Raw genomic sequence first — 22,644 nt, forward strand, 5'->3', positions numbered from 1 at the left:
AAAGGAAAATCGTTATGAATACAGAAAAGAAAAACAGAAATCATACAAACACCGCTTACAGCACCTTTACCGTTATGTTTTATATCAACAGGCAGAAGGTAAAGAAGAACGGCATGTGTCCGTTGATGGGTAGAATATCCATCAATGCGGAAATGGCTCAATTTTCTGTCGGGTTAGATGTCGATCCGAAACTTTGGGATGCTAAAGGCTATCGCTTGAAGGGCAGAAGCCGCCATGCAGCCGAAGCAAACTATCAGATAAAACAATTAACAGAAAAGATTAATCGGTATTACAAACAGATACTGGATGAACAGGGCTATATCACGGCAGAGCTTGTTAAAAATGCCGTAGGCGGTATCGGAAGAAAAAAAGAGAATCTCTTGGAACTCTTTCGGGAACATAACGATGAATATACCAAGCAAGTGGGTGTTACCCGTTCACCGGAAACCATGCGGAACTATATTTCGGTATATAATCAAACCGAAAGCTTCTTACGTATACACTACCATGCGAAGGATATTCCGCTAAGGCAATTGGAGCTCTCTTTTATCGAAAAATTTGATTCTTTTATGCGTATCGAACAGGCATTTACAGCACATACTGTTTCTTCCTATACGATTATGCTACGAAAGATAGTCCGCAGGGCAATCAGTCAGGGAACATTGCATAAGAATCCTTTTGCAGCCTACATTCCCGAGCAACCACCCCGAAAACGCAGGCACATGACCAGGGAAGAGTTGGATAAGTTTATGAATGTTTCGATAGCTTCCAAACGGGTATGCCATACACGGGATATGTTCCTGTTTGCAACCTTTACAAGTTTGTCCTATGTGGATATGTGTAACTTATCGGAAGAGCATATCCATGAAGAAAACGGCAGCCTTTGGATTAAGATCAAACGACAAAAGACAGGCAGCCCATGTAATATTCCTCTATTGGATGTGCCATTACAAATTATGGAGAAATATAAACCGGAGCGAAAAGGAAACAAAATCTTTAATATGATAGTCCTTTCTTGCATGAATGTTAATCTGAAAAAGATAGCCAAGTTGTGTGGAATTGAGAGAACGATTACCTACCATCAAAGCCGACATAATTTCGGAACCCTTGTCACGCTCTCACAAGGTGTTCCACTCGAAACCGTTAGCCAGATGATGGGGCATAAGTGCATCAAAACCACTCAGATTTATGCCAAACTCACTCGTCAAAAAGTGAATGAGGATGTGAAGAAGTTGAGCAGTCGCATTGGCGGAAAATATAAACTGTCGGACTATGCCGTAAATGAAAATGAAGCAAATCAATGCAAAACAGTGCAATCAAAACCAAACAATCATGGAAAATAGAAGAATCATACTATCAGATAATGGAATAATAACCGTTCCGGGTGAAACAAAAATGAACATTGCGGAAATCGCCGATTTGTTTGGCATTTACTATCAAACCGCAAAAAAGCTTATTCGGGATATTGAGAAATCTGGCGTTGTCGGTGGAGACTATTCTGGGAGTTGTACTTATGAGGGTTCAAAAATATATCCTGATTATTATGGCTTGGAGATGGTTACTGCTGTTGCTTTTCGGGTACAATCAGGAGAAGCCGATGTTTTTCGGAAATGGTTACTTAGAAAAATAGCTAAAGCGGGAATTACTGAAATACTAATATTACCGATTCAAAATTCAATATTGAATTAAGACATCCGACATCAATTTTTAATCCAACTATCGGCAGGCTATCTAAACTATAGCCTGCCGTTTTTAATATACCTTATTTCATCTGAACACAAATATAAAAGCAGGGAATAAAACGTCAAGACTAAACCCTTCGGGTATTTTGCCAAATCTTCCTTTCTCGTGCCTCAAAAGAGTATTTACCAAAATAGTCCTGCCTAATTTATTCCCTTGCTGTCGGAGAATGTTTATCAGTTGAAAAAAGGAAAAAATAATCATGGAGGGGACAGCAACAACTACTTCCTGAAACTCTCCTTGTAGCCATCTTGTAGGAGCTTTTCAATATCTGACGAACGATATAAAATCTTACCGCCCAGTTTGATGTATGGAATACGTCCTTCGTTTCGATAGTCCTGAAGGCTTCTCCTGCTAAGTTTTAGTTTCTTCGACAATTCTTCATCCGTATAAAAGCTTTCACCGTTTAAGGTAGGCTTGCGGACAGGAAACAATCGCTCCATAAGCGAAGCCAGCCGATCCAGTGAAAGAAAAAATGATTTTACACGTTCATTGCTCTCCGGTGTGATTAATTGATTACTCATAACTTTGGTTTTTATTGATTTATATTCGACTCTGTTTAATATTTCATATAGCTGCCCCAGCCTGTAATATGCAGACCAAAAGGCGATTTCTCTGATTCTATCTTGCTCCGTTTAATCCCCATACCAACATAGCAACCCTCATCATCCGAATCAATTTCATAACAGGAAAAACTTCCCCGTTCCGATTCCTTATCGTAATGGTAGGCTAGCAGGTAATAGTTGTCGTTATACCCCTGAAAAATATATACATCGGGATTACCGTTGACGCTTTCCCAAGCTCCCAACCATTCTGCCGGGAAGCTCCGATAGTTTTGATATTCTTCCATACTTACAGTTCCTTTCCCTGCTGATTGGCTTGTTTACGCTTTTGCTCCACCAATGGCAGTGCTTTTTCCACATCTTGGGGCTTATAGTAGGTCTTGTGATTGATCTGGGAATATGCCAGTGTTCCGTTGTCCCGAAGCGTTTGCAGGGTTCGAGGCGAGATATTCAGAAGCATACATACATCCTGATTATCCAACCATTCACTTTCCTTGTCGCCATACAGATGGCAAAGATGTTCCATTCGGGTAGCGAAACTTTCAAATTTTGAGAGCATTGCTTCAAATGTTTTTGCTTCGATATTTATTATTTCCATATACACTATATTTTAAATTATTAGTCGTATTTGCTCCAAAAGTAAACTATTCGATTATCACTATCCAAAGGATAGAATCCTTTGCACCTTTAGGTTGTATTTTACTTATAGCCAAAATACTTACACTGTGATAACTTCATCATTCTGCTGCGAAGTAAAAAAGAAAATTTCACCTTTCGATAGGTTTATAGTCAAGTGGTAGTCAGTGGCGTCGATTTGGCAGCAATCGGTATCGACACTCTGTAATTTTTCTTTCTTTGGATACGAAGTAAAGCAGAAATATTTACCCCTCAATGGCTTTTAAATCAAGTGGTAGCTTATGGCTGGGGTTGTCTATCGTGTAACTTCATTTTCTTGTTTTGAATATCAATTTTTAGTAAAAAAGTAGTTTTTCAGCCCATTGAGATGCTATACTGGATACCAGCAGAAAAAACTCCATGTTTACATATCGTATTTCGGTTATGTACCTCTATTGGATGTGCGAGACGGTGAAGTATACACTACATATACACCCAATACAGCAGAAAGATATTGCAGAATACACCATACAAAACAAGTCTATTAACACTCCTGATTAATAATAGTTTATTTGCAACTGACAATCGGCTCTCTATAGTAAAAAGAGCCGGAGTATTCACTTTTTTAATATAGTATGCTATGAGCAGTAAACAAACTGACAACGATCAGCAAAAAAAGACAATGCCCGAAGACTGGTCACCTCTACCTTCGGTTGGAGGGAAATCCGCTATCCCAAAGTCCGAGAATGAAAACAAAGACGAACTTCTGAAAGAATTTCTTGGGAGAGATGATCTCAATGTTGTAGGCGTTGGTGCATATAAAGAGAACACCAATAGAGATATTGAACAAACTATCCAAACAGAAGACAGTATTCGTACAGAGGATAGTTTGCAAACAGAACCGGTGGTAAATACACCTTCCACGATAAAACGTACCAGTAATAAGCAGCGCAAGGAATCATCGGAGGAATATCAGCAAGCATTCCTGTCTGTTCCAAAACTCGAAGACCGCAAACCTGTATTTATCAGCCGGAAGGTGCGAGATAGTCTGGATGAGATCGTCCGTAAGTTGGGAGGACGGAGAATGAGTGTATCGGGCTTTATCGAGAACCTTGCCCGTCATCATCTGGAAATCTATCAAGATGATGTGGAAATGTGGAAGAAGCTCTAATGTTTAGCTTCTATCCATTGTAAAGTAAGTCTGTGTAGTATCTACGACTTAGCTTTGAATGGAACATTCCATGTCCAGTTAGCGGAGCGAGGTTATGTTTTCATTGCATGAAAACCCTCGCTTTGGCTTATCGCCAAAGGGAAAACTGCTCCCGTTGGTCGGCAGCTTTTAGAAAAAGTCGATTCTTAAATAAATCGAAATTGGTAGAAGACAATAATAATAAGAGGAAGAAAGGCGGACGACCAAAGAAAAGTTCCGTAAGCCGGAAGAGCAAGACCATTGGAGTCTGCTTTTCCGAGCCGGAACTCTATGCCCTTCGACATAGGGCCGCCAAAGTCCGTCTTCCTCTTAGCGTTTATTGTCATGATGCTGTTCTTAGCGGAGTAATCAAAGAACCACTCAAAAAAGAAGATATTGAAATCCTTCGGGAATTGTCGGCTATCGGGAACAACCTGAACCAACTTGCAAAAACAGCCAAGTTTCTAAGCACGAAACGGCTTGAAAATAAAGCTCAAACTGTATTGGAAGACATACAAACCATCATAAATAAGCTATCCGATGATTGGAAAAATAGTAAAAGGAAGAAGCTTTAAGGGCTGCGTTTCTTATGTTTTAGAGAATAAAGAAGCAACTATTTTAGCAAGCGAAGGCGTATTGGCTATCGATAAAGAATCCATTATCAATAGCTTTTATATGCAGAGTTTGCTTAATCCCAATCTATCCAAATGTGTTGGACATATTCCGCTCTCGTTCTCTCCCGACGATAAGGAGCGAATGACGGATCAATTCATAGAGCGGTTAGCAAAGGAATATATGAAAGAGATGAAAATTGAGAATACGCAATATATTCTTGTCCGGCATAACAATACCAGTCATCCGCATTGTCATATCGTCTTTAATCGAGTGGATAACGATGGAAAAACCATTTCCGACAAGAACGATCATTATCGGAACGAGAAGGTTTGTAAGCAACTCAAGGATAAATACAACCTGACTTACGGAAAAGGCAAAGAGAATGTGAACGTTCAAAAGCTGAAAGGAGCAGAGAAAACCAAGCATGAAATTTACCATGCAGTTAAAGATATTCTTCCTAAAGTGAAAGACTGGCGACAGTTCGAATACGCCTTGAAACAACGGGGAATATCCATAGACTACAAGTATAAAGGGCAGACGAATGAGGTGCAAGGTATTTTATTTAAGAAAGGAGAACATTGTTTTAAGGGTTCGGAGGTGGATAGGAAATTTAGCTATTCCAAGTTGGATGACTTGTTGAACGGAAACGAGCATGTTCAGGAACAACAAATCTCCGTTCCAAAAGAAACGAATAGTAATCTTTCGGAAACCATCATATCGGGCGCGGCGGATGCTATATCGGGTATCGGTGGTCTGTTCAATTTCCAGCCGTCAAATCAGGATGTGAACGAAGCGGAATACTTACGCCAACAAGCATTAAAAAAGAAAAAGAAGCCCCAAAAGCGCAGGGGGTTCAGACAATAAAATGGGTAATTAACAAATTAAATTTAGAATAAATATGGCACAATCAGTATCAAACGAGGCTTTATGGGTAAAGCTTTCGGAAATGGACAAGAAACTGGATAAACTATCCGAAGAACAAGAATCACCGGTTCCAACCCAAGAGCCGGCAGGGAGTAAACCAGATCTTACAGCAGTAAAAGAGGAGATAATCACGAAAATTAAGGATGAAATTACCATCCTCGGACGGTCAAGCGACTCTCATTTTGACGCAAATAAGAAGAACATCGGGGCGATAACCGAAATCTTCCAAAAGATATGGAATATCGTAAGCCGGATACGGAAGCAGCAAAGGGAGGCTGTCGAATTGCAAGAAACAGATAAGGTATTTTATTTTGATTTCAGATTTTTCAAAGTCAGGAAAACATCTTTTGTTATAACGGTTCTTGGTATACTGGTATTTATCCTGACCCTATTTTGCATGAAGCAGCAGAACGAATATTCACTTCTGATAGATGGGTATTACAGGCAGCATATCGTCATACGACAGTTGCAATCGGAAGTGGATAGCTTAAGAAATGTAGTTCATACAAGTATAAAGTATAAGAAGTAAATTTGCTCGTGTCATTAACAATTCAATAAAAAGAGAGTTTTTGCGGGTAAAAACTCATCCAATTTACTATCTTTGCGGAATAAAGTAAAGTGAAATGCATAAAATCACAAAAGATACTAATAGGGACATCCTAAAAGATATTTGGCAAATCCATACTGACGTCCAAGAACAGATGCTACGACTGCGTTCTGTACCTGTGTCTAATAGATACTTTTAACTTTATTCCTAGATTAAAAAAAGAGAGGATTGATTAATCAGCCTGAATCTTAATAGCGAAGAGCGAACTTTTGTGAGTTCGCTCTTTCTGTTTTTAACTTAAAAGAAGTCTGCAAAGTAAAAAATCAAACGTTCAAAGCTATGCTGAGTCTCCGTTTAAAGTTCGATCTTGTAAAACTTTTGAGAGGGAGATATTTCGAATTTTAGATTCTATCCATGCCGAAAAATCAAATAATTTCAATATTTGCATTTCAAACACGTCATTCTGAATTGCTTGTATATCGCCTTGAATCTTTAACCATTCTTTCTCTCTTTGATGAAAGAATATGCCTTTAGCCAGCTTCGATAATGTTTTGAGCATCAAATGTTCTACTTTGTATGCTTTCTGTATTTTAGAAATCTCTCTTTTTATCGATCTTATTTCATATTCGAAGTCGCTGAGATGCCCAAGTTCATTTTGTATCATAAGATTTACCAGCCTAATAGTTCGGTATAGAGGTAAATAATAGAAACTCTTGCTTTGAGTAAGAACTCGTAGTATTGATTTTTGAGCGAGTTTATAATCACGTAGTACGAAATGAATAAGGGACACATATAGGCTAATTTCGGCTTGTCGGGTCAGGCTTAAGAGGTGTACCTTTTCTATCACAGCCTCCTTGTATTCTTCCATGAGGTTTTTTGATGCCTGAAAATTACCCCGATCCAGGAGCGGAAACAGCTTATATAAAAATGTGAGGGCAGAGACATTCGCCTGAAAATTAACAGAAACATTATCAATGGCTTCTAATTTTTCCAGAAAAAACGGGATTGAATCATACTCTTTTATTCCTCTCAAACTATCAAGAATTCCTTCCAACACTGTGAGGTAATATATTGGAGGATTTGCCCATAGATGTTTATTTTCCTCAAACAATTTATTAAGCTCGTAATAAGAGTGCAAAGCTGATTTATAATCGCCAACACTGATGAGATATGCTGATTGAAACAGTTGATGTAGTTTTTTTATTTCGAAAGAGTTTGCATTGGATGATGATACTAAGCTCATCTCACTAACCAATAGGTCATTAAATGTATCTTTCTGTATTTTCGATCTGATATTATCTTTATATAGTCCCCGATGCTTCATAAGTTCATAAAGTACAGATTGCTCATTAACACGCCTTATTCGTTTCAAAGATTCATTTATTCGTAAGTGTTTATTTAGCAGATCAGTTTCTGATATATAGGGAAAGTTTAAAAACAAAAGATATTCCAGTTCTAAACGGGAGGCATATAAAAAGATGTATTCGTTTTCATATAGAATAGCTTTCTCTTTCACTTGTTTCAGAAGATTAACAGCTTCTTCGAAAAGTAGTTTATCAAAAAGAATACGGGCTTTCAGAAGTTGGTTCATCATTGCCGTTACGTTGTCCTGACTTTCACGTAAGGATAAGAGTGTATCCAATAATAGTTTATATAAATAGCTACAGGTAATGTCAAAATTAGATTTTGGCTTCTTTTCTGAGAATTGGTAGCGCAACTCCTCAATCGCAATATCTCTATTCTTTTCTATGAGATCAAATAAATCAAGATAATCAGAAGGTTTGCTGACAGTCTTAAAACTTTTCTTTTCTGATTTAGTCAAAGAATTGACAAGTAATATTAATGCTTCTGCTTTCAACATAGAGTCGTTGGTGTTTTAAGTATTAATAATGTTGTGATTCAAGTTCATATAATTTTTTTAGAATAATGAAGACACATTGGTTTAGTAATTGTAACGTAACATATAAAGACCATTTTTTATGAACAAAGTCTTTAACAAAGATATAATAGAAAATGAAACACAACTTCATTTGTTTAGTGTAAAAAAGGCTTTAGAACAAAGAACTGCCTTGTTAAGACGGTTATCTGTGTTGATCGGAAATAGATGATTTTATGAATGGATAAAATATTAATACATTCGATTATAGAATTTTCATTAGAAAAAACATGTTGTATAATATGTTTTTGAAATTATTATGGAATATTCTTTCATCCATAGGTAAGTTATAACCTTCTTTTCTTCGTTATATTTTATTGATATTTAAATATATACATATTTAATATAAAGATAAAACAGTCATAATAGGCTACAATCATTCCGTAAACTATTTTTCGTTTTATTTACATATAAATATATTCTCATTGTGAAAACATAAGAGATTAAAATATACAAACATCTGATTATAATCACGTTATAGATTGGGTGGTTTTTATGTATTTATAATATAATGTGTTTTTTGTCAAAAAAATGCATTTTTCATAATTATAGTGTTAATATAAATTTATAAACATCTAATTTACAGTAAACTAATATCAATATTAACATTAAATCTTGTTTTGAAATTATTATAATTGATCGTTTTTGGAAATGTTTGGTGCTAAATCACCGTAATTTTGTGATATTCCAAAAGAGTAATAATCTAAGTAATCTAATAACCATAAAATCAAACGATGAAAAAAATAATTGTAATAGGTAGCTGTAATACCGACATGGTAATTAAATCTGATCGTTTACCTGTTCCGGGAGAGACAATATTAGGGGGGACATTTCTGATGAATCCCGGAGGAAAAGGTGCAAATCAGGCTGTTACGGTCGCAAGAATGGGCGGAATGGTGACATTTATCGCTAAAACAGGAAATGATATTTTTGGAAAGCAATCAGTAGAGCTATATCATTCCGAAAATATTAATACCGATTTTATCTTTTCCGAAGCAAATCATCCATCCGGCGTAGCTTTAATTTCGGTTGATGCTCATGGCGAAAATTGCATTGTAGTAGCATCGGGAGCTAATGCGCATCTGGATATAAAAGACATGGATGGTGCAAGAACAGAAATCGAGAGTGGAGATATTTTATTAATGCAACTCGAAATTCCAATCGAAACAGTTGATTATGCAGCAAATATAGCAAAAGAGAAAGGCATTAAAATTATCTTAAACCCTGCTCCGGCACAATCTTTACCGGTATCTCTGATCGAGAAACTTTATTTGATAACTCCTAATAAAACTGAAGCAGAAATACTTTCAGGCATCAAGGTTACAGATATAGAGAGTGCAAAAAATGCTGCAATAGCTATAAGCGAGAAAGGCGTGGAAAATGTAGTAATAACTTTGGGAACAGACGGAGCTTTAATAAAAGAAGGCGATACTTTTCACAAAGTTGATTCGTATAAAGTTGAAACCGTGGATACAACAGCTGCCGGAGACACTTTTAATGGCGCATTATGTGTGGGCATAGCCGAAGGAATGAGTATTCTCGATTCTGTGAAAATGGCATCTAAGGCGTCTGCTTTGACCGTAACGAGAATGGGTGCCCAATCTTCTATCCCATATCGCAGAGAATTAACATCATTGGAATAGTTCGAGGTTTAGTAGACCAAACCAAATCTAAATACCCAAAATATATGAGAACAAATTTTTTAAAAACAGCCTGTTTAATTTTACTGATGCTGTTGACCATTATTCCGAACATAAATGCAAAAACACTGCAAGGTCAAGTCTACACTGGTGTAGTCCATGATTCGGAAAACAAGCCTCTGATTGGTGTCACTGTTGCAATAAAAGGAACAGGTCATGGAACAACAACTGATGCGGACGGAAAATTCTCAATAACTTCGTCTGTGTCAAAACCTACTCTCTTATTTTCCTACATAGGCTTTGAACCCGTAGAGGTTGAGCCAGGAAATAAGCCATTGATCATTAAAATGAAAGAACTTGATTCTTTGCTAAAAGAAACTGTTGTTATTGGTTACGGTTCGAGGAGCAAGAAAGAGATCACAGGTTCTATTGCATCCTTAAAAACAGACGATTTTAATAAAGGTGTTTTTTCGGATGCTATGGGTTTACTACAAGGAAAAGTAGCTGGCTTATCGGTTCTAAAACCCAATGGTGCAGACCCGTTATCCGGTTATGAAATAATACTTCGCGGAACCAGCACTCTGACAGCTACTCAAAGTCCACTGATTATTATCGATGGAGTAATAGGTGGAGAATTGAAAAATATCAATTTCGAAGAAGTTGAATCAATGGACATTCTTAAAGATGGATCTGCTGCTGCTATTTATGGTACGAGGGGAACGAATGGTGTAATTATTATTACTACAAAAAGAGCTAAGTCAGGGAAAGCCTCAGTTGAGTATAATGGTCAATTTTCTGTTCAAGTTGCACCTAAAAAAGTGGAGAACTTGAATGCATCGGAATTTGAGTACGCAATAAAGAATTACACTACAGGAAAAGAATCAAATTTATATGGGGCAGATACTGATTGGTTTAAGGAAATTACACGAAGTACGCCATTCAGTCAGAGGCATAGTGTAGCTTTGTCCGGAGGTGTGGATCAGTTTTCTCACCGAACCATTCTCAATTTGGAACAAAACGAAGGACTTCTCAAAGACAACAATCTAAAGAAGTATTTGATAAAGACAAATATTATACAAAAAGGATTCGATGATAGATTAATATTAGATATTAATGCAACCTATTCGGTAAGAAAATACAATCCGGCAAATCAGGATTTGTTTGCTCAAGCATTTATAAACAATCCTACTGCTCCGGTATATGACGCTACCAACACCTATTCAGGTGGATACTTTATGACTCCGGGATTGGATTATTACAACCCTGTAGCAATGCTAAATGAGCGAAAACGAGAAGGAAAAACAGCTGATTTTACCGGTAGTGGACGCGCAACAGTAAAAATAATTGACAACTTCACATGGAGTAACTTCCTATCATATTCATCTTCAACATGGGAAGATCGCTCGTATAAAACGAAGTATTATCCAAGCATTATCGGTAAAAACGGAGAGGCTGAAATAAGTAATGGAAACTATGAAAACATTCAATACGAAATGCTACTCAATTACCTGAAAAACATCGGCAAACATAATTTTCAAATTATTGGAGGATACTCTTTTCAAGAAGAGATTAGCAGCAATTCATACATGATAAATTCAGGTTATGACACTGATCTGTATGGAACAAATAATATTGGAATGGGAACCGGTCTGCAAAAAGGAACGGCAAGCATGGGTTCTTACAAAGAAAAAAATAATCTTATTGCATTTTTTGGTCGTGCAATGTATAACTACAGCGATAAATACTTAGCTTCGATTTCTATGCGTAGAGAAGGCTCATCTAAATTTGGCAAGAACAATAAATGGGGATGGTTTCCGGCTATAAGCCTAGGATGGCGTATCAATAATGAAGATTTTCTGAAAGATGTGAAGCTTATCAATGACTTGAAGCTTCGTGCAGGATATGGTGTTACTGGAAATCAAGGATTTTCGAGTTATAAATCATTAGTTTTGATGGGAAAAGCAGGAAGCTTTTATTACAACGGAGAATGGATTAATACATATCAGCCCAAAAGTAATCCTGAGCCTGATTTGAAATGGGAAATGAAGCATGAATATAATGTCGGCGTTGATTTTTCTTTGTTGAATAATAGATTGAGAGGAACGGTTGACGTTTATTATAGAGACATAAAAAATCTTCTATATTCATATGATGTGTCTGTTCCACCAAATCTATACAAAGAAAAGTTTACGAATGTGGGTGAAATCACCAATGTTGGCTTCGAATTCACAATCAATGGAGTACCGGTAAAAACAAATAATTTGACATGGACAACAGGTTTAACTTATAGTATGAATAAGAATAAACTTAAAAAACTATCAAACAGCGAATTTAGCAAATCGTATATTGATCTTGCTTGGATTGGAGGAACCATTGGAGTAAACAGCCAACGTATGCAAGAAGGTAAGAGCCTCGGAACATTCTATGGACCGGTATGGTTAGGTTTAGATGAAAACGGAAAAGACCTTTTCAAAAATGCAGATCCGATGGGTAAGGTTGATCCAAAAGATTGGGAAACAATAGGCAATGCCTATCCTGATTGTACGATAGGGCTTACAAATAATTTCGATTATAAAGACTGGAATCTAAACTTCTCGCTCCGTTCATCTATTGGAGGAAAGGTTCTAAATACATACAGATTGTATTATGAAAACTGGGGAACAATAGGTTTGAAAAATGTTGTTCACACACAGTACGAAACCCCTCAATTTACGGGAGCGGCTATGTATTCTTCAAAATATTTGGAAGACGCAACTTTCTTAAAGTTGGATAATGTTACATTAGGATACAACATTCCTGTTAAATGCAAGTCTATAGCCAAAATGAATGTATCGGCAACTGCTCAGAATGTTTTTTGTATAACAGGATACAAAGGATTAGATCCTGAAGTTGCGTTGAGTGGATTAACTCCGGGTATTGAATATCTTTCATATTATCCGCGAACAACAACAATCACATTGGGATTGAATATAACCTTTTAATCAATAAAACAAGTAAATCATGAAAAAGATATTATCAATTATAATAGTTGGTTTGGGGCTAATATTACTCAATACATCATGCACCAACCTTGACGAGGAGGTTTTCTCGGACATTCCGATGAACGAGTTCTTTACAACCGAAGAGGCTTTGTTGATGAATGCCGGAAGAGCCTACACAAAGTTGCAAAAATATCCCGAAGAGCAACAATTATGGTCTTTGACCGAAAATGCTTCAGATGAGTTGGTAATACCAGCCAGAGATAATGGAGAATGGGACGAACAAGGACGATGGAGACAAATTCAAACACATCAGATTGATCCTTCTAATAAAATATTGAGACAATCATGGGAGTTTGTTTTTGGAGGAATCAGTGCGTGTAATGAAGTTTTATATGAAACAGAAGAATCTCCGATCAATTTTGACGGGAAGGATAAAATCATAGCCGAAATTAAAATCTTACGTGCATATTTTTACTATTGGGCAATGGACAATTGGGGAAATATTCCTTTCACTACTGATTTTACGGATAAGAATCTTCCTCAGCAAAAAGACCGAAAATTTGTTTTCGAGTTTATCGAAAAAGAAATAAAAGATAACATCGGATATCTTGAGAGCACACCCACTTCTAAAAACTATGGAAGGGTAACACAAGGTATGGCAAATATGTTGTTGGCAAAACTTTATCTCAATTCAAAAGAATGGGTAGGAACAGAAAGATGGCAAGATGCGATTGATGCTTGCGATGCAATAATATCAACAGGAAACTATCAGATTGAAGATGATTTTTTCACAAATTTCAAAGTGAACAACAATAATTCGAAAGAGAATATTTTTGTGATTCCTTACGATAAAGTTTTAACCAAAGAACGTTTTTATTGGTATACACTGTCGTTGAGTGATGCAAGTAGAGCAACGTTTGATTTTAAAGGTAATATGTGGGATGGATTTGTTTGTCAACCAGACTTTTTCAAAAAATTTGATGCAGCCGATAAACGAAGAGATTCGTTCTTGTATGGACAGCAATATGATAAACAAGGAAATCCTATCGTTATAGACGGAGAATCATTTATTTATACACCTGACATTGCCGTATATACAAGCCGGAAAAAATGGGAAGGCGCACGTATCTGTAAATATGAATATCAAACAGATTTGCAGTTTGATGAAACTGACATGGAAAACGACTTTGTACTATTCAGATATGCTGATGTATTATACACAAAAATGGAAGCACTGTGGCGAAAGAATGGATATGTAGGAAGTTTTCTGAACGATACTCAATTACAAAAAATCAGAATCCGAGCAAGCATGCCTGTCTACGTTGAAGCAGATATCACATCTCAAGAGTTGTTGAATGAGTTTGGACGTGAGTTTGCTTGGGAAGGACATCGCCGACAAGATTTAATTCGATTTGGGGCATGGGGAAAAGCGTGGTGGAGCAAACCCGTTTCGGATGCCAATAAGAAATTATTTCCGATACCTCAAACAGCTCTCGACACTAATTCTAATCTAATTCAAAACCCTTTATAAGTATAGTAATGATGAAAATAAGAAAAATTGTATTGTGTTTAACGGTTTCTCTCTTTGTCTCGGGGCAGGTATTTGCAACTAAATCGAAATCAATATCTGTAGCTGAGTTAAAAGATAAAATAGCAGGAGCTTGGGTTGGTCAAATGATAGGAAACATCTATGGCCTTCCACACGAAAACAAATACGTGAATGCCCCCGGACCGGAAAACTTTCCATACGGATATACAAAAAATATAGATAAGCTTAAACAATGTGATGGAGCATTTTCTGATGATGATACAGATATCGAATACTTCTATCTCCTCCAAATGCAAAAGCACGGGATAGAACCATCGTATGAGCAACTTCGTGAAGCATGGATGTATCATATCCGAGACAGAGTGTGGTTAGCCAATCGTGCAACATTGGGTCTGATGCATTTTGGATATACTCCTCCGTTTACCGGAATGAAATCGATAAATCCGCATTGGTACCAGATAGATCCTCAGTTGATAAATGAGATATGGGCATACACTGCGCCCGGAATGGTAAAATATGCAGCTCAAAAATCGGATTGGGCAGCCCGCATAACAAGCGATGAATGGGGAGTGGAACCTACGATTCATTATGGAGCAATGTATGCTGCCGCATTTTTTGAAAAGGATATAAAGAAACTGATTGAAATTGGTCTTAAGGAACTTCCTCAAGATGGAAGATATGCCAACACAGTGCGCGATATGATTGCGCTTCACAAAAAATACCCGAAGTGGCAAGACGCATGGAAGGAGATGGCTCAAAAATATTATGTCGACGAACCTGACATGACTAAAACAATATGGAATGCAAACTTGAACGGAGCATGTGCCATTTTGGCGATGTTGTACGGCAAAGGCGATTTTCAATACACATTAGACCTCTCTTGCGCTATGGGATTTGATGCAGACAATCAGGCTGCAACTTTGAGCGGATTGTTAGGTGTGATTAATGGCTTGAAAGGACTACCAAAAGATTTGTATTTACCGGTTGAAGATTGGAAAGAACCATTTAATGATAAGTATATCAACATCACTCGTTTTGATATTCCGGATTCAAAAATCTCCGATATTATTTCTAATACGACACAGATGGCAATAAAGTTGGTAGAACAAAAAGGCGGTAAATTGGTTGGTCAAGGCGACAAAGCAAAATTGATAATAAAAACTGAAGCTACGTTTAATCCTCCTTTGGAGTTTTGTGTAGGACCTAATCCTCGTATGGAAGTGGGTAAAAAAGTAGATTATGATTTTTACTGTACCGCAAACAAAAGCTATAAATGGACGTTAGCAAAAGGAAATTTACCAAATGGTATTGAATTTAAGAATGGAAAAATTAGTGGTGTTCCATCTCAAGCGGGTGTATATCCTGTGACATTGCAACTAAGTGACGGAAAGAAGAATATCCAAAAAGAATTCAAGCTATTAGTCAGAAATGAGAACATAGCAGCACAAGCAGATTCAATTATTGCTAATGTGCACACTCTTAATACGGCTGTGTTAGATTCATGTTGGTATACTTTTGGACAACCGATGTATGCAAAATCGGTAAATGTGATTAACGATGGTATTTTAAACGGAGAGGGATCTGTTTTCTATAGTCTTGCAGCTAAAACAAACCTGCCCAAAGTCGATTACTATGGCTATGCATGGAAACAAGAAAAGAGCATAAGTATGGTAGCTCTTAATATTGGTTGTATGGAAGAATTTGGAGGTTGGTTCATGTCTCTCAATGTGCAATATCAAAATGAGGAAGGAAAATGGCTTCCGGTCGAAAAAACAATAATAGAACCGGCTTTACCCAAAAGTGATATCGTGTTCATACAACCACATTTCGTTGAATATGTAATCTCTTTTAATCCTGTAAAAACAAAAGCGATCCGTATCATTGGAGATGCGGCAATACAAAATCACTGGCATAAATACACAAAAAATGTATCAGGATTTACTTCTGTCACAGAACTGAGTGTATATTAAATAAACTAAGAACAAAATGAAGATATTAAAATATATAAACATTGCCGCTTTATTCGGAGTATTGATACTGACGGCTTGCGGAGAAAAAAAGACAGAGAAGAGTCTGTATGAACAGTCATCCGTAACGATAAGTAAAGATGCGTTGATGGATAAAATAAAAGGCGGATGGGCAGGTCAGACTATCGGCGTAATATATGGTGCTCCAACAGAATTTAAGTTTCAGGGAACCACCATTCAGGATTATCAACCTATTCCGTGGAACGATACAATAGCCAGATATTGGTGGGATAAAAAACCCGGACTTTTTGATGATATTTATAACGACCTCACTTTTGTCGAAACATTTGAAAGATGTGGATTGCAAGCACCGATAGACACTCTTGCAAAATATTTTGCAGCGGCAGATTACCATCTGGCACATGCCAATCAGGCAGGGCGTTATAATATCCGTCAAGGAATTATGCCTCCGGCTTCCGGATATTGGATGAACAATCCACATGCAGATGATCTTGATTTTCAGATCGAAGCAGACTTTATTGGACTAATGACTCCCGGTATGCTAAACTCAACAATGGATGTAGCCAATAGAGTCGGACATATCATGAATAGCGGCGATGGTTTCTATGGTGGAGCGTTTGTCTCAGCTTTGTATTCTTTAGCATTTGTGACAAACGATATTGACTTGATGCTCAGTGAAGCATTAAAATGTATTCCCCAAGAAAGCCAATTTCATCAATGTGTAAGCGATGTCGTTACATGGCATAAACAATATCCGGATGATTGGCAGGCAACATGGTTCGAATTGCACAAAAAGTGGAATAAAGATGTGGGTTGCCCCAAAGGTGTATTCCTTTCATTTAATATCGATGCTAAAATAAACTCTGCATACATTGCTCTGGCTCTATTGTATGGTAAGGGAGATTTTACGAAGAGTTTGGATATTGCAACTCGTTGCGGACAAGATTCTGACTGTAATCCAAGTTCGGTTGGAGGAATTTTGGGTGTAATGCAAGGATATTCAAACATACCGGAAATGTGGTTGAAGCCTCTCCATGCAATAGAAAATCTCGATTTTCAAGGCACTACAGTTTCATTGGAAAAAGCATATCAATATAGCTTCAAACATGCTTTAGAGATTATTCAATTAAACAAAGGAAAAGTGGATGGCGACCAGATAACAATTCCGTTAGTAGAACCAAAAGTATTGCCTTTGGAGCAAAATTTCGAGAATATGCATCCTATTGCCCGTAATAAAATAGATGAGAGCATCAATGGAGAATATAATTTTGAATTTGAAGGAAATGGTTTTGTTACTTATGGAAACCTTATAAACACAAGCCATATGGATAAAGCCTATATGTATCGTGTAACCAATAGATTTGGCTCTGAGATTTTTGCTTTGGCTGAGCCCAACGACCCTTATGTGGCACAATTGGAGGTTTATATTGATGGGCAAAAAGACCATATCGTTAATATGCCGATGAAGAATCCTTCGCGGAGATTAGAGCCGGCTTGGAAATATCAATTGCCGGAAGGTAAACATAAAGTCACATTGAAATGGTTAAACCCCAATCCAAATTATGAGATAAGAATAAACGATATCATAGTATATTCTGAGAAACCTTTTACAAATAAATAAAATAGAATACCATGAAAAAATTATTATGTACGGCTCTTTGCTCAGTTTTTTTGCTCAGCTGTGCTGATAAAAGCCAGAAGGCAACAACTACAAGCATACCCACAGAAGTTTCTATTTCGAAAGAAGTATTGAAAGATAAAATAAAAGGTGGATGGGCAGGACAGACTATCGGTTGTACTTATGGAGGTCCCACAGAGTTTAAATACAGAGGAGCTCTGATTCAAGACTATCAGAACATGATTTGGTATGATGATTATGCATATGATACGTTCATTGAAGACCCGGGACTCTATGATGATGTATATATGGATCTCACCTTCGTTGAAGTTTTGGAAAGAGTAGGTTTGGATGCTCCTGTTGATTCTTTTGCTGTGGCATTTGCCAACGATGATTATAAGTTGTGGCACGCTAATCAGGCTGCCAGATACAACATCCTTAATGGTGTCATGCCACCGGCATCAGGGCATTGGAAAAACAATCCACATGCCGATGATATTGATTTTCAGATCGAAGCAGATTTTATTGGATTGATGTGCCCCGGTATGATGAATACTGCATCTGACTATTCTGACCGTATAGGTCATATCATGAACTATGGCGATGGTTGGTATGGTGGCGTTTATATGGCTGCTATGTATTCTTTGGCTTTTGTTTCAGAAGATATAAACTTTATTGTAGAAGAAGCACTAAAAACAATTCCAGGAAAAAGCAAGTTTTATCAATGTATCAACGATGTGATAAAATGGCACAAGCAATACCCAAACGATTGGAAACAATGTTGGTTTGAAGTAGAAAAGAAACATTCGTCAGAAATTGGTTGCCCCGAAGGAGTATACAATGCGTTCAATATAGATGCTACGATAAATGCGGCATATGTGGTGATAGGTTTACTGTACGGAGAAAAAGACTTTTTTAAAACAATGGATATTTCTACTCGTTGCGGACAAGACTCGGATTGCAATCCGGCAACAGCGGCAGGCATATTGGGCGTAGTGTTAGGATATAGCAACATTCCCGACTTCTGGAAACCATCGATGGAGAAAGTCGAAAATCTTGACTTCCCTTATACCACCATTTCATTGTCGAAAATCTATGATTTGAGCTACAAACACGCTGTGGAGATAATCAAAAAAAACGGAGGACGAGAAGATGGATCTAACCTAATCATCAAAACACAAAAACCGGAAACCGTACGTTGGGAGCAATCTTTTGAAGGTTTGCATCCATCTGTAAGAACAGTAATCAACAAGGAATTTGGAAAAGATGACTTTAAGTATGATTTTGAAGGAAGTGCGGTTGTTGTAATGGGTTTCGTAAAACGATTGACCGGCACAAATGAAGATTATGTTCTTTACGGAGATGTGTATATAGACGACAACAAAGTTGAAGAAATAAGGATGCCATATGATTATATTAAGCGCAAGTATGATGTGTTTTATACTTACGATTTGCCCGAAGGAAAACACTCTCTGCGCATTGTCTGGAAAAACCCCAAACCTGATTTCTGTGTGCAAGTGAAAGATGTGGTTGTATATTCAAATCAACCTCAAAAAACATTCACACCAACCAAATAACCAAAAGAAATGAAGCCGACAACTAACATATTATTACTAATGCTCTTTATCATCCTTTCCGCTTGTGGCGAGGATGATAAAGTCCCTGAACCCGAACCTCAACCTTTTCAACGACAGCAGGAAAGTCTGGTGATGGAGAGTCAGATACTTCATCGAGATATGAAATATTCAATATTGTTTCCGGAAGGATATAATGAGTCTGATAAAACTTACCCTGTTGTTTATCTTCTTCATGGATTTGGAGACAATGAAACATCGTGGATGAAAGGCGGAAACATTAGATATTATGCTGATAGGGCTGTGAATAGTGGAATTATAGAGCCAGTAATATTTGTTGCGCCTCAAGGGTTTAATAATTATTATGTGAATAAATATAATGGCAACTACGACTACATGAAAATGTTTGTTGAAGAGTTGGTGCCTTATATTGATGCTACTTACCGAACCAAAGCCGACAAATCGCAACGAGCTGTTATGGGATATTCTATGGGTGGCTATGGAGCCTTTATCTTGCCAAGTATTAATCCGGATGTTTTTTCTACTGCTGTGGCTCTCAGTATGTCATGGCGCACAGACAACCAGTATATGGCAGAACCGCAAGGTGTTTTTGATTCTCAGTTTGGTGGTCTTTTTGGCGGAGTAGGGAAAAGTGGCACGGAACGTATTACCGACTATTTTAAGTCATTAAGTCCTTTTCATTTCTTCCAGCAAACAAATATTGATAAGTATAAACAAATACGATACTATCTGGATTGCGGAGACGATGAAGAGCAGCTATCCATAACAAATGATGAGCTTCATACACTTATGCGTGACAAAGGAATCAAACATGAATACCGGATGCGCAATGGTTTTCATACTTGGGATTATTGGACTGGTAATATGAATGAAGTTTTTGCATTCTTACAATCATCCTTTGCGTCATCTGTTTTTCCTGAAGAAGACAAAATGCAGGATATAGATACAGATAACTTAAAGGGAACATATACCGAAGTTGCATTGAAAGTACTCAATACAAATGGAGGCGTGTATTTGCCGCCAGCATATAATACGTCAGGACTGCGCTATTCGGTTATTTATTTCTTACACGACAGACAATCAAAGGATACAAAAAATTCGATAAAGAATGTTTTAGCTTTGCTCGAAGAATCCTTTGTTGTTGATGGATTGCCATATCCTATTGTTGTTGAGATTCCTGTTTCTGCTATATCTACAACCTTTTCTTTTTCTGAACTGGTTACAGATATTAATGAAAATTACAGGACAATCTCCCGAAAATCGGCTCGTGTGCTGATGGCTAACGGGGAGGGTGGAAAATATGTAAAGCAGGCAATTACTGAAACCGAATCTTGTTTTCTATATAATGCAAATATCGATTTTGATAATGTTGCTTTGGTCGGTCAATTCTATTATCTTGATATAACAGACAATGCTGCATCGCACAAATCTTATGGAAAATTGTATGCAAGGTTGAGAGATGGAAACATAGAACATCAGTATAGAGTGAGAAACGGGACTGATTCGTACCCATCTTTTTTGAATGGTCTTAGCTCTTCGTTTACTTATATGAATAATTATTTAATCACACCAGAGGAATGAAAACCGTTTTTAATATATTGATTTTCTGTCTTGTATCTGTTGGTTGCTTCACTCAGAATAATGAAAAATTATTGGTTCTTGAGGATGAAGTGATGTATAGCAAGATATTGAAGCAGGAGGTGAAATATACAATTTGCTTGCCTGACTCGTATTATGATAATACGAGTAGGTTTCCTGTGGTTTATATGCTACATGGTTTAGGGGATAACAGTTATTCGTGGTTAGAGTATGGACAGATAGACCTGTATGCACAAAAAGCCGTAACAGAAGGAAGAATTATCCCTATGATATATGTGATGCCCGATGGATATAAAACGTATTACACGAACGATTTCTACAAGAAGTCTCTGTATCAGGATATGTTTATAAAGGAGCTTATTCCTCATATCGACAACAAATACAAAACGCGTGCAAGCAAACAATACCGTGCAACAATAGGATATTCTATGGGTGGGTTTGGTGCTTTAATGCTTGCTGCAAAAAATCAAGATGTTTTTAGTACGACAGTCCCATTAAGTATTTCTATGCGAACCGATGAGCAATACATGACAGAAGAATCTCCTTGGTGGGATGAACAGTGGGGGCGTCTATTTGGTGGAGAGGGAGAAGAAGGTAAAGCTCGTTTGACAAACTATTATAAAGAAAACAGCCCGATGCATTTTTTTGTAAACAATAAATGTGACTTGAAGATATTTATTGATAATGGCGATGATGAACAAACTCTTGCCAGTAGTAATGAAGAACTTCACATGTTGTTGCGAGATAAGAAAATTGTACATGAATTCAGAGTACGAAACGGAGGACACGAGTTCAGTTATTGGCGAGAAGCAATGTACAATGGCTTGAACTTTATAAGCGATTCTTTTGAAAACAAGCCTTATAGAGGAGATAACAAGCAAGGGTTTGAAAATTTGAAAGCAACCATTAAACCATATGCTGTTGAAAGTAACTCATATCAAGTTTATTTGCCCAAAGACTATCAAAAAAGCTCTCGTCTATATCCGGTTCTTTATGTTGATGCAGATTTATCTTTAAACGAAAAAGAAAAGTTTGCCGGAATTGTGGAGCAATCGATAGAAAAAATGGAGATTCCTCAAATGATTGTAGTTTTTCTTAACAAGCAGAACAACAACAAAGACGTATCGGAACTTATTGGAAAAATTGAGGAAAATTTAAGAATACGCAAAAATAGAAGGTTCCGGGCATACTTAGGCTATAAAGATGGAGGAAAGACGGCATTCAAGAATCTTACGCAAAAAGACGATTTTACGTGTATTGTTAGTTTTGACACATCATTACAGGACAATGATGAAATACTGACTGATTTAAGAGATACAGATAAGAAAAAATTTGAACGAACTTGGATATATGTTGATGCTCCCGATAAAGGTCAGTTCTATAGAGGGAACGGAAATCTGCATATTCTATTAAAAGAAAAAGACATCTATCACGAATATCGGGTTAGAGAAGGAGATAGAGGAACAGACTATTTGTTTCAGGGATTAAATGAATCATTAAAATACATTGGAAAAAAATTTCATAAATAATTAACGATTAAAAATC

At 37.1% G+C, this 22,644-nt stretch carries 18 protein-coding genes; 14 read left to right on the forward strand and 4 right to left on the reverse strand.

Going from position 1 to position 22,644, the window contains the following annotated elements; genetic code table 11:
- The first annotated feature begins 14 nt into the window (after window positions 1–14).
- Both PKC55_RS14275 and PKC55_RS14280 read left to right on the forward strand, forming a co-directional pair.
- Window positions 15–1,343 carry a site-specific integrase gene (locus PKC55_RS14275; RefSeq protein WP_291125773.1) on the forward strand — a complete coding sequence of 443 codons (1,329 nt, stop codon included), beginning with the start codon at window positions 15–17 and terminating at the stop codon, window positions 1,341–1,343.
- Window positions 1,333–1,689 carry a virulence RhuM family protein gene (locus PKC55_RS14280; protein ID WP_291125776.1) on the forward strand — a complete coding sequence of 119 codons (357 nt, stop codon included), beginning with the start codon at window positions 1,333–1,335 and terminating at the stop codon, window positions 1,687–1,689. The genes PKC55_RS14275 and PKC55_RS14280 overlap by 11 nt, the downstream gene beginning before the upstream one ends.
- A 272-nt stretch (window positions 1,690–1,961) precedes the next feature.
- On the opposite strand, the gene PKC55_RS14285 is transcribed toward PKC55_RS14280, so the two are convergent.
- From PKC55_RS14285 to PKC55_RS14295, 3 genes are read right to left on the reverse strand one after another with little or no spacing between them, the layout of a single operon-like run.
- Window positions 1,962–2,264 carry a helix-turn-helix domain-containing protein gene (locus PKC55_RS14285; RefSeq protein ID WP_291125779.1) on the reverse strand — a complete coding sequence of 101 codons (303 nt, stop codon included), beginning with the start codon at window positions 2,262–2,264 and terminating at the stop codon, window positions 1,962–1,964.
- Between the two features lie 35 nt (window positions 2,265–2,299).
- The gene (locus PKC55_RS14290) at window positions 2,300–2,590 is read right to left on the reverse strand and encodes a DUF3876 domain-containing protein (RefSeq protein WP_291125783.1); all 291 of its coding nucleotides are present in this window, start codon (window positions 2,588–2,590) and stop codon (window positions 2,300–2,302) included.
- A gap of 2 nt (window positions 2,591–2,592) precedes the next feature.
- Window positions 2,593–2,901, reverse strand: a complete 309-nt coding sequence (locus PKC55_RS14295; protein WP_291125786.1) for a helix-turn-helix domain-containing protein — start codon at window positions 2,899–2,901, stop codon at window positions 2,593–2,595.
- A gap of 657 nt (window positions 2,902–3,558) precedes the next feature.
- Between PKC55_RS14295 and PKC55_RS14300 the strand changes: the two genes are divergently transcribed.
- The 4 genes from PKC55_RS14300 (at window position 3,559) to PKC55_RS14315 (ending at window position 6,175) form a co-directional block, all read left to right on the forward strand.
- On the forward strand, window positions 3,559–4,089 hold the full coding sequence (locus tag PKC55_RS14300; RefSeq protein ID WP_291125789.1) for a DUF3408 domain-containing protein: 531 nt from the start codon (window positions 3,559–3,561) through the stop codon (window positions 4,087–4,089).
- Window positions 4,090–4,196: 107 nt separating this feature from the next.
- Window positions 4,197–4,682 carry a plasmid mobilization protein gene (locus PKC55_RS14305; protein ID WP_291125791.1) on the forward strand — a complete coding sequence of 162 codons (486 nt, stop codon included), beginning with the start codon at window positions 4,197–4,199 and terminating at the stop codon, window positions 4,680–4,682.
- Window positions 4,648–5,586 carry a relaxase/mobilization nuclease domain-containing protein gene (locus tag PKC55_RS14310; protein WP_291125793.1) on the forward strand — a complete coding sequence of 313 codons (939 nt, stop codon included), beginning with the start codon at window positions 4,648–4,650 and terminating at the stop codon, window positions 5,584–5,586. The genes PKC55_RS14305 and PKC55_RS14310 overlap by 35 nt, the downstream gene beginning before the upstream one ends.
- A gap of 34 nt (window positions 5,587–5,620) precedes the next feature.
- Window positions 5,621–6,175 (forward strand): hypothetical protein, encoded by a 555-nt coding sequence (locus tag PKC55_RS14315; protein ID WP_291125795.1) that lies wholly within the window; start codon window positions 5,621–5,623, stop codon window positions 6,173–6,175.
- A 355-nt stretch (window positions 6,176–6,530) separates the two neighbouring features.
- Here PKC55_RS14315 and PKC55_RS14320 read toward each other — a convergent pair whose 3' ends face one another.
- Entirely contained in the window at window positions 6,531–8,054 is a 1,524-nt protein-coding gene (locus tag PKC55_RS14320; RefSeq protein ID WP_291125798.1) for a BT2802 family ribose utilization protein, read from the reverse strand.
- An 809-nt stretch (window positions 8,055–8,863) separates the two neighbouring features.
- Here PKC55_RS14320 and rbsK point away from each other — a divergent pair.
- The 8 genes from rbsK to PKC55_RS14360 are packed head-to-tail and all read left to right on the forward strand — an operon-like array spanning window position 8,864 to window position 22,628.
- Window positions 8,864–9,772 carry a ribokinase gene (rbsK, locus tag PKC55_RS14325; RefSeq protein WP_291125801.1) on the forward strand — a complete coding sequence of 303 codons (909 nt, stop codon included), beginning with the start codon at window positions 8,864–8,866 and terminating at the stop codon, window positions 9,770–9,772.
- 44 nt (window positions 9,773–9,816) lie between these two features.
- A complete protein-coding gene (locus PKC55_RS14330) occupies window positions 9,817–12,750 on the forward strand; it encodes a SusC/RagA family TonB-linked outer membrane protein (protein WP_291125804.1) in 2,934 nt (977 codons plus the stop codon).
- Window positions 12,751–12,769: 19 nt separating this feature from the next.
- The gene (locus PKC55_RS14335) at window positions 12,770–14,281 is read left to right on the forward strand and encodes a RagB/SusD family nutrient uptake outer membrane protein (protein WP_291125807.1); all 1,512 of its coding nucleotides are present in this window, start codon (window positions 12,770–12,772) and stop codon (window positions 14,279–14,281) included.
- An 11-nt stretch (window positions 14,282–14,292) separates the two neighbouring features.
- A complete protein-coding gene (locus tag PKC55_RS14340) occupies window positions 14,293–16,269 on the forward strand; it encodes an ADP-ribosylglycohydrolase family protein (RefSeq protein ID WP_324373529.1) in 1,977 nt (658 codons plus the stop codon).
- 16 nt (window positions 16,270–16,285) lie between these two features.
- Window positions 16,286–17,908, forward strand: coding sequence for an ADP-ribosylglycohydrolase family protein (locus PKC55_RS14345; RefSeq protein ID WP_291125813.1), 1,623 nt, complete (start codon window positions 16,286–16,288; stop codon window positions 17,906–17,908).
- Between the two features lie 11 nt (window positions 17,909–17,919).
- Window positions 17,920–19,482: an ADP-ribosylglycohydrolase family protein gene (locus tag PKC55_RS14350; protein ID WP_291125817.1), complete on the forward strand. Its 1,563-nt coding sequence runs from the start codon at window positions 17,920–17,922 to the stop codon at window positions 19,480–19,482.
- A gap of 9 nt (window positions 19,483–19,491) precedes the next feature.
- The gene (locus PKC55_RS14355; protein WP_291125820.1) at window positions 19,492–21,081 is read left to right on the forward strand and encodes an alpha/beta hydrolase-fold protein; all 1,590 of its coding nucleotides are present in this window, start codon (window positions 19,492–19,494) and stop codon (window positions 21,079–21,081) included.
- Window positions 21,078–22,628, forward strand: a complete 1,551-nt coding sequence (locus PKC55_RS14360) for an alpha/beta hydrolase-fold protein (protein ID WP_291125823.1) — start codon at window positions 21,078–21,080, stop codon at window positions 22,626–22,628. The genes PKC55_RS14355 and PKC55_RS14360 overlap by 4 nt, the downstream gene beginning before the upstream one ends.
- Window positions 22,629–22,644 lie beyond the last annotated feature (16 nt).

Source organism: Dysgonomonas sp. (assembly GCF_035323175.1).
Classification (GTDB): domain Bacteria; phylum Bacteroidota; class Bacteroidia; order Bacteroidales; family Dysgonomonadaceae; genus Dysgonomonas.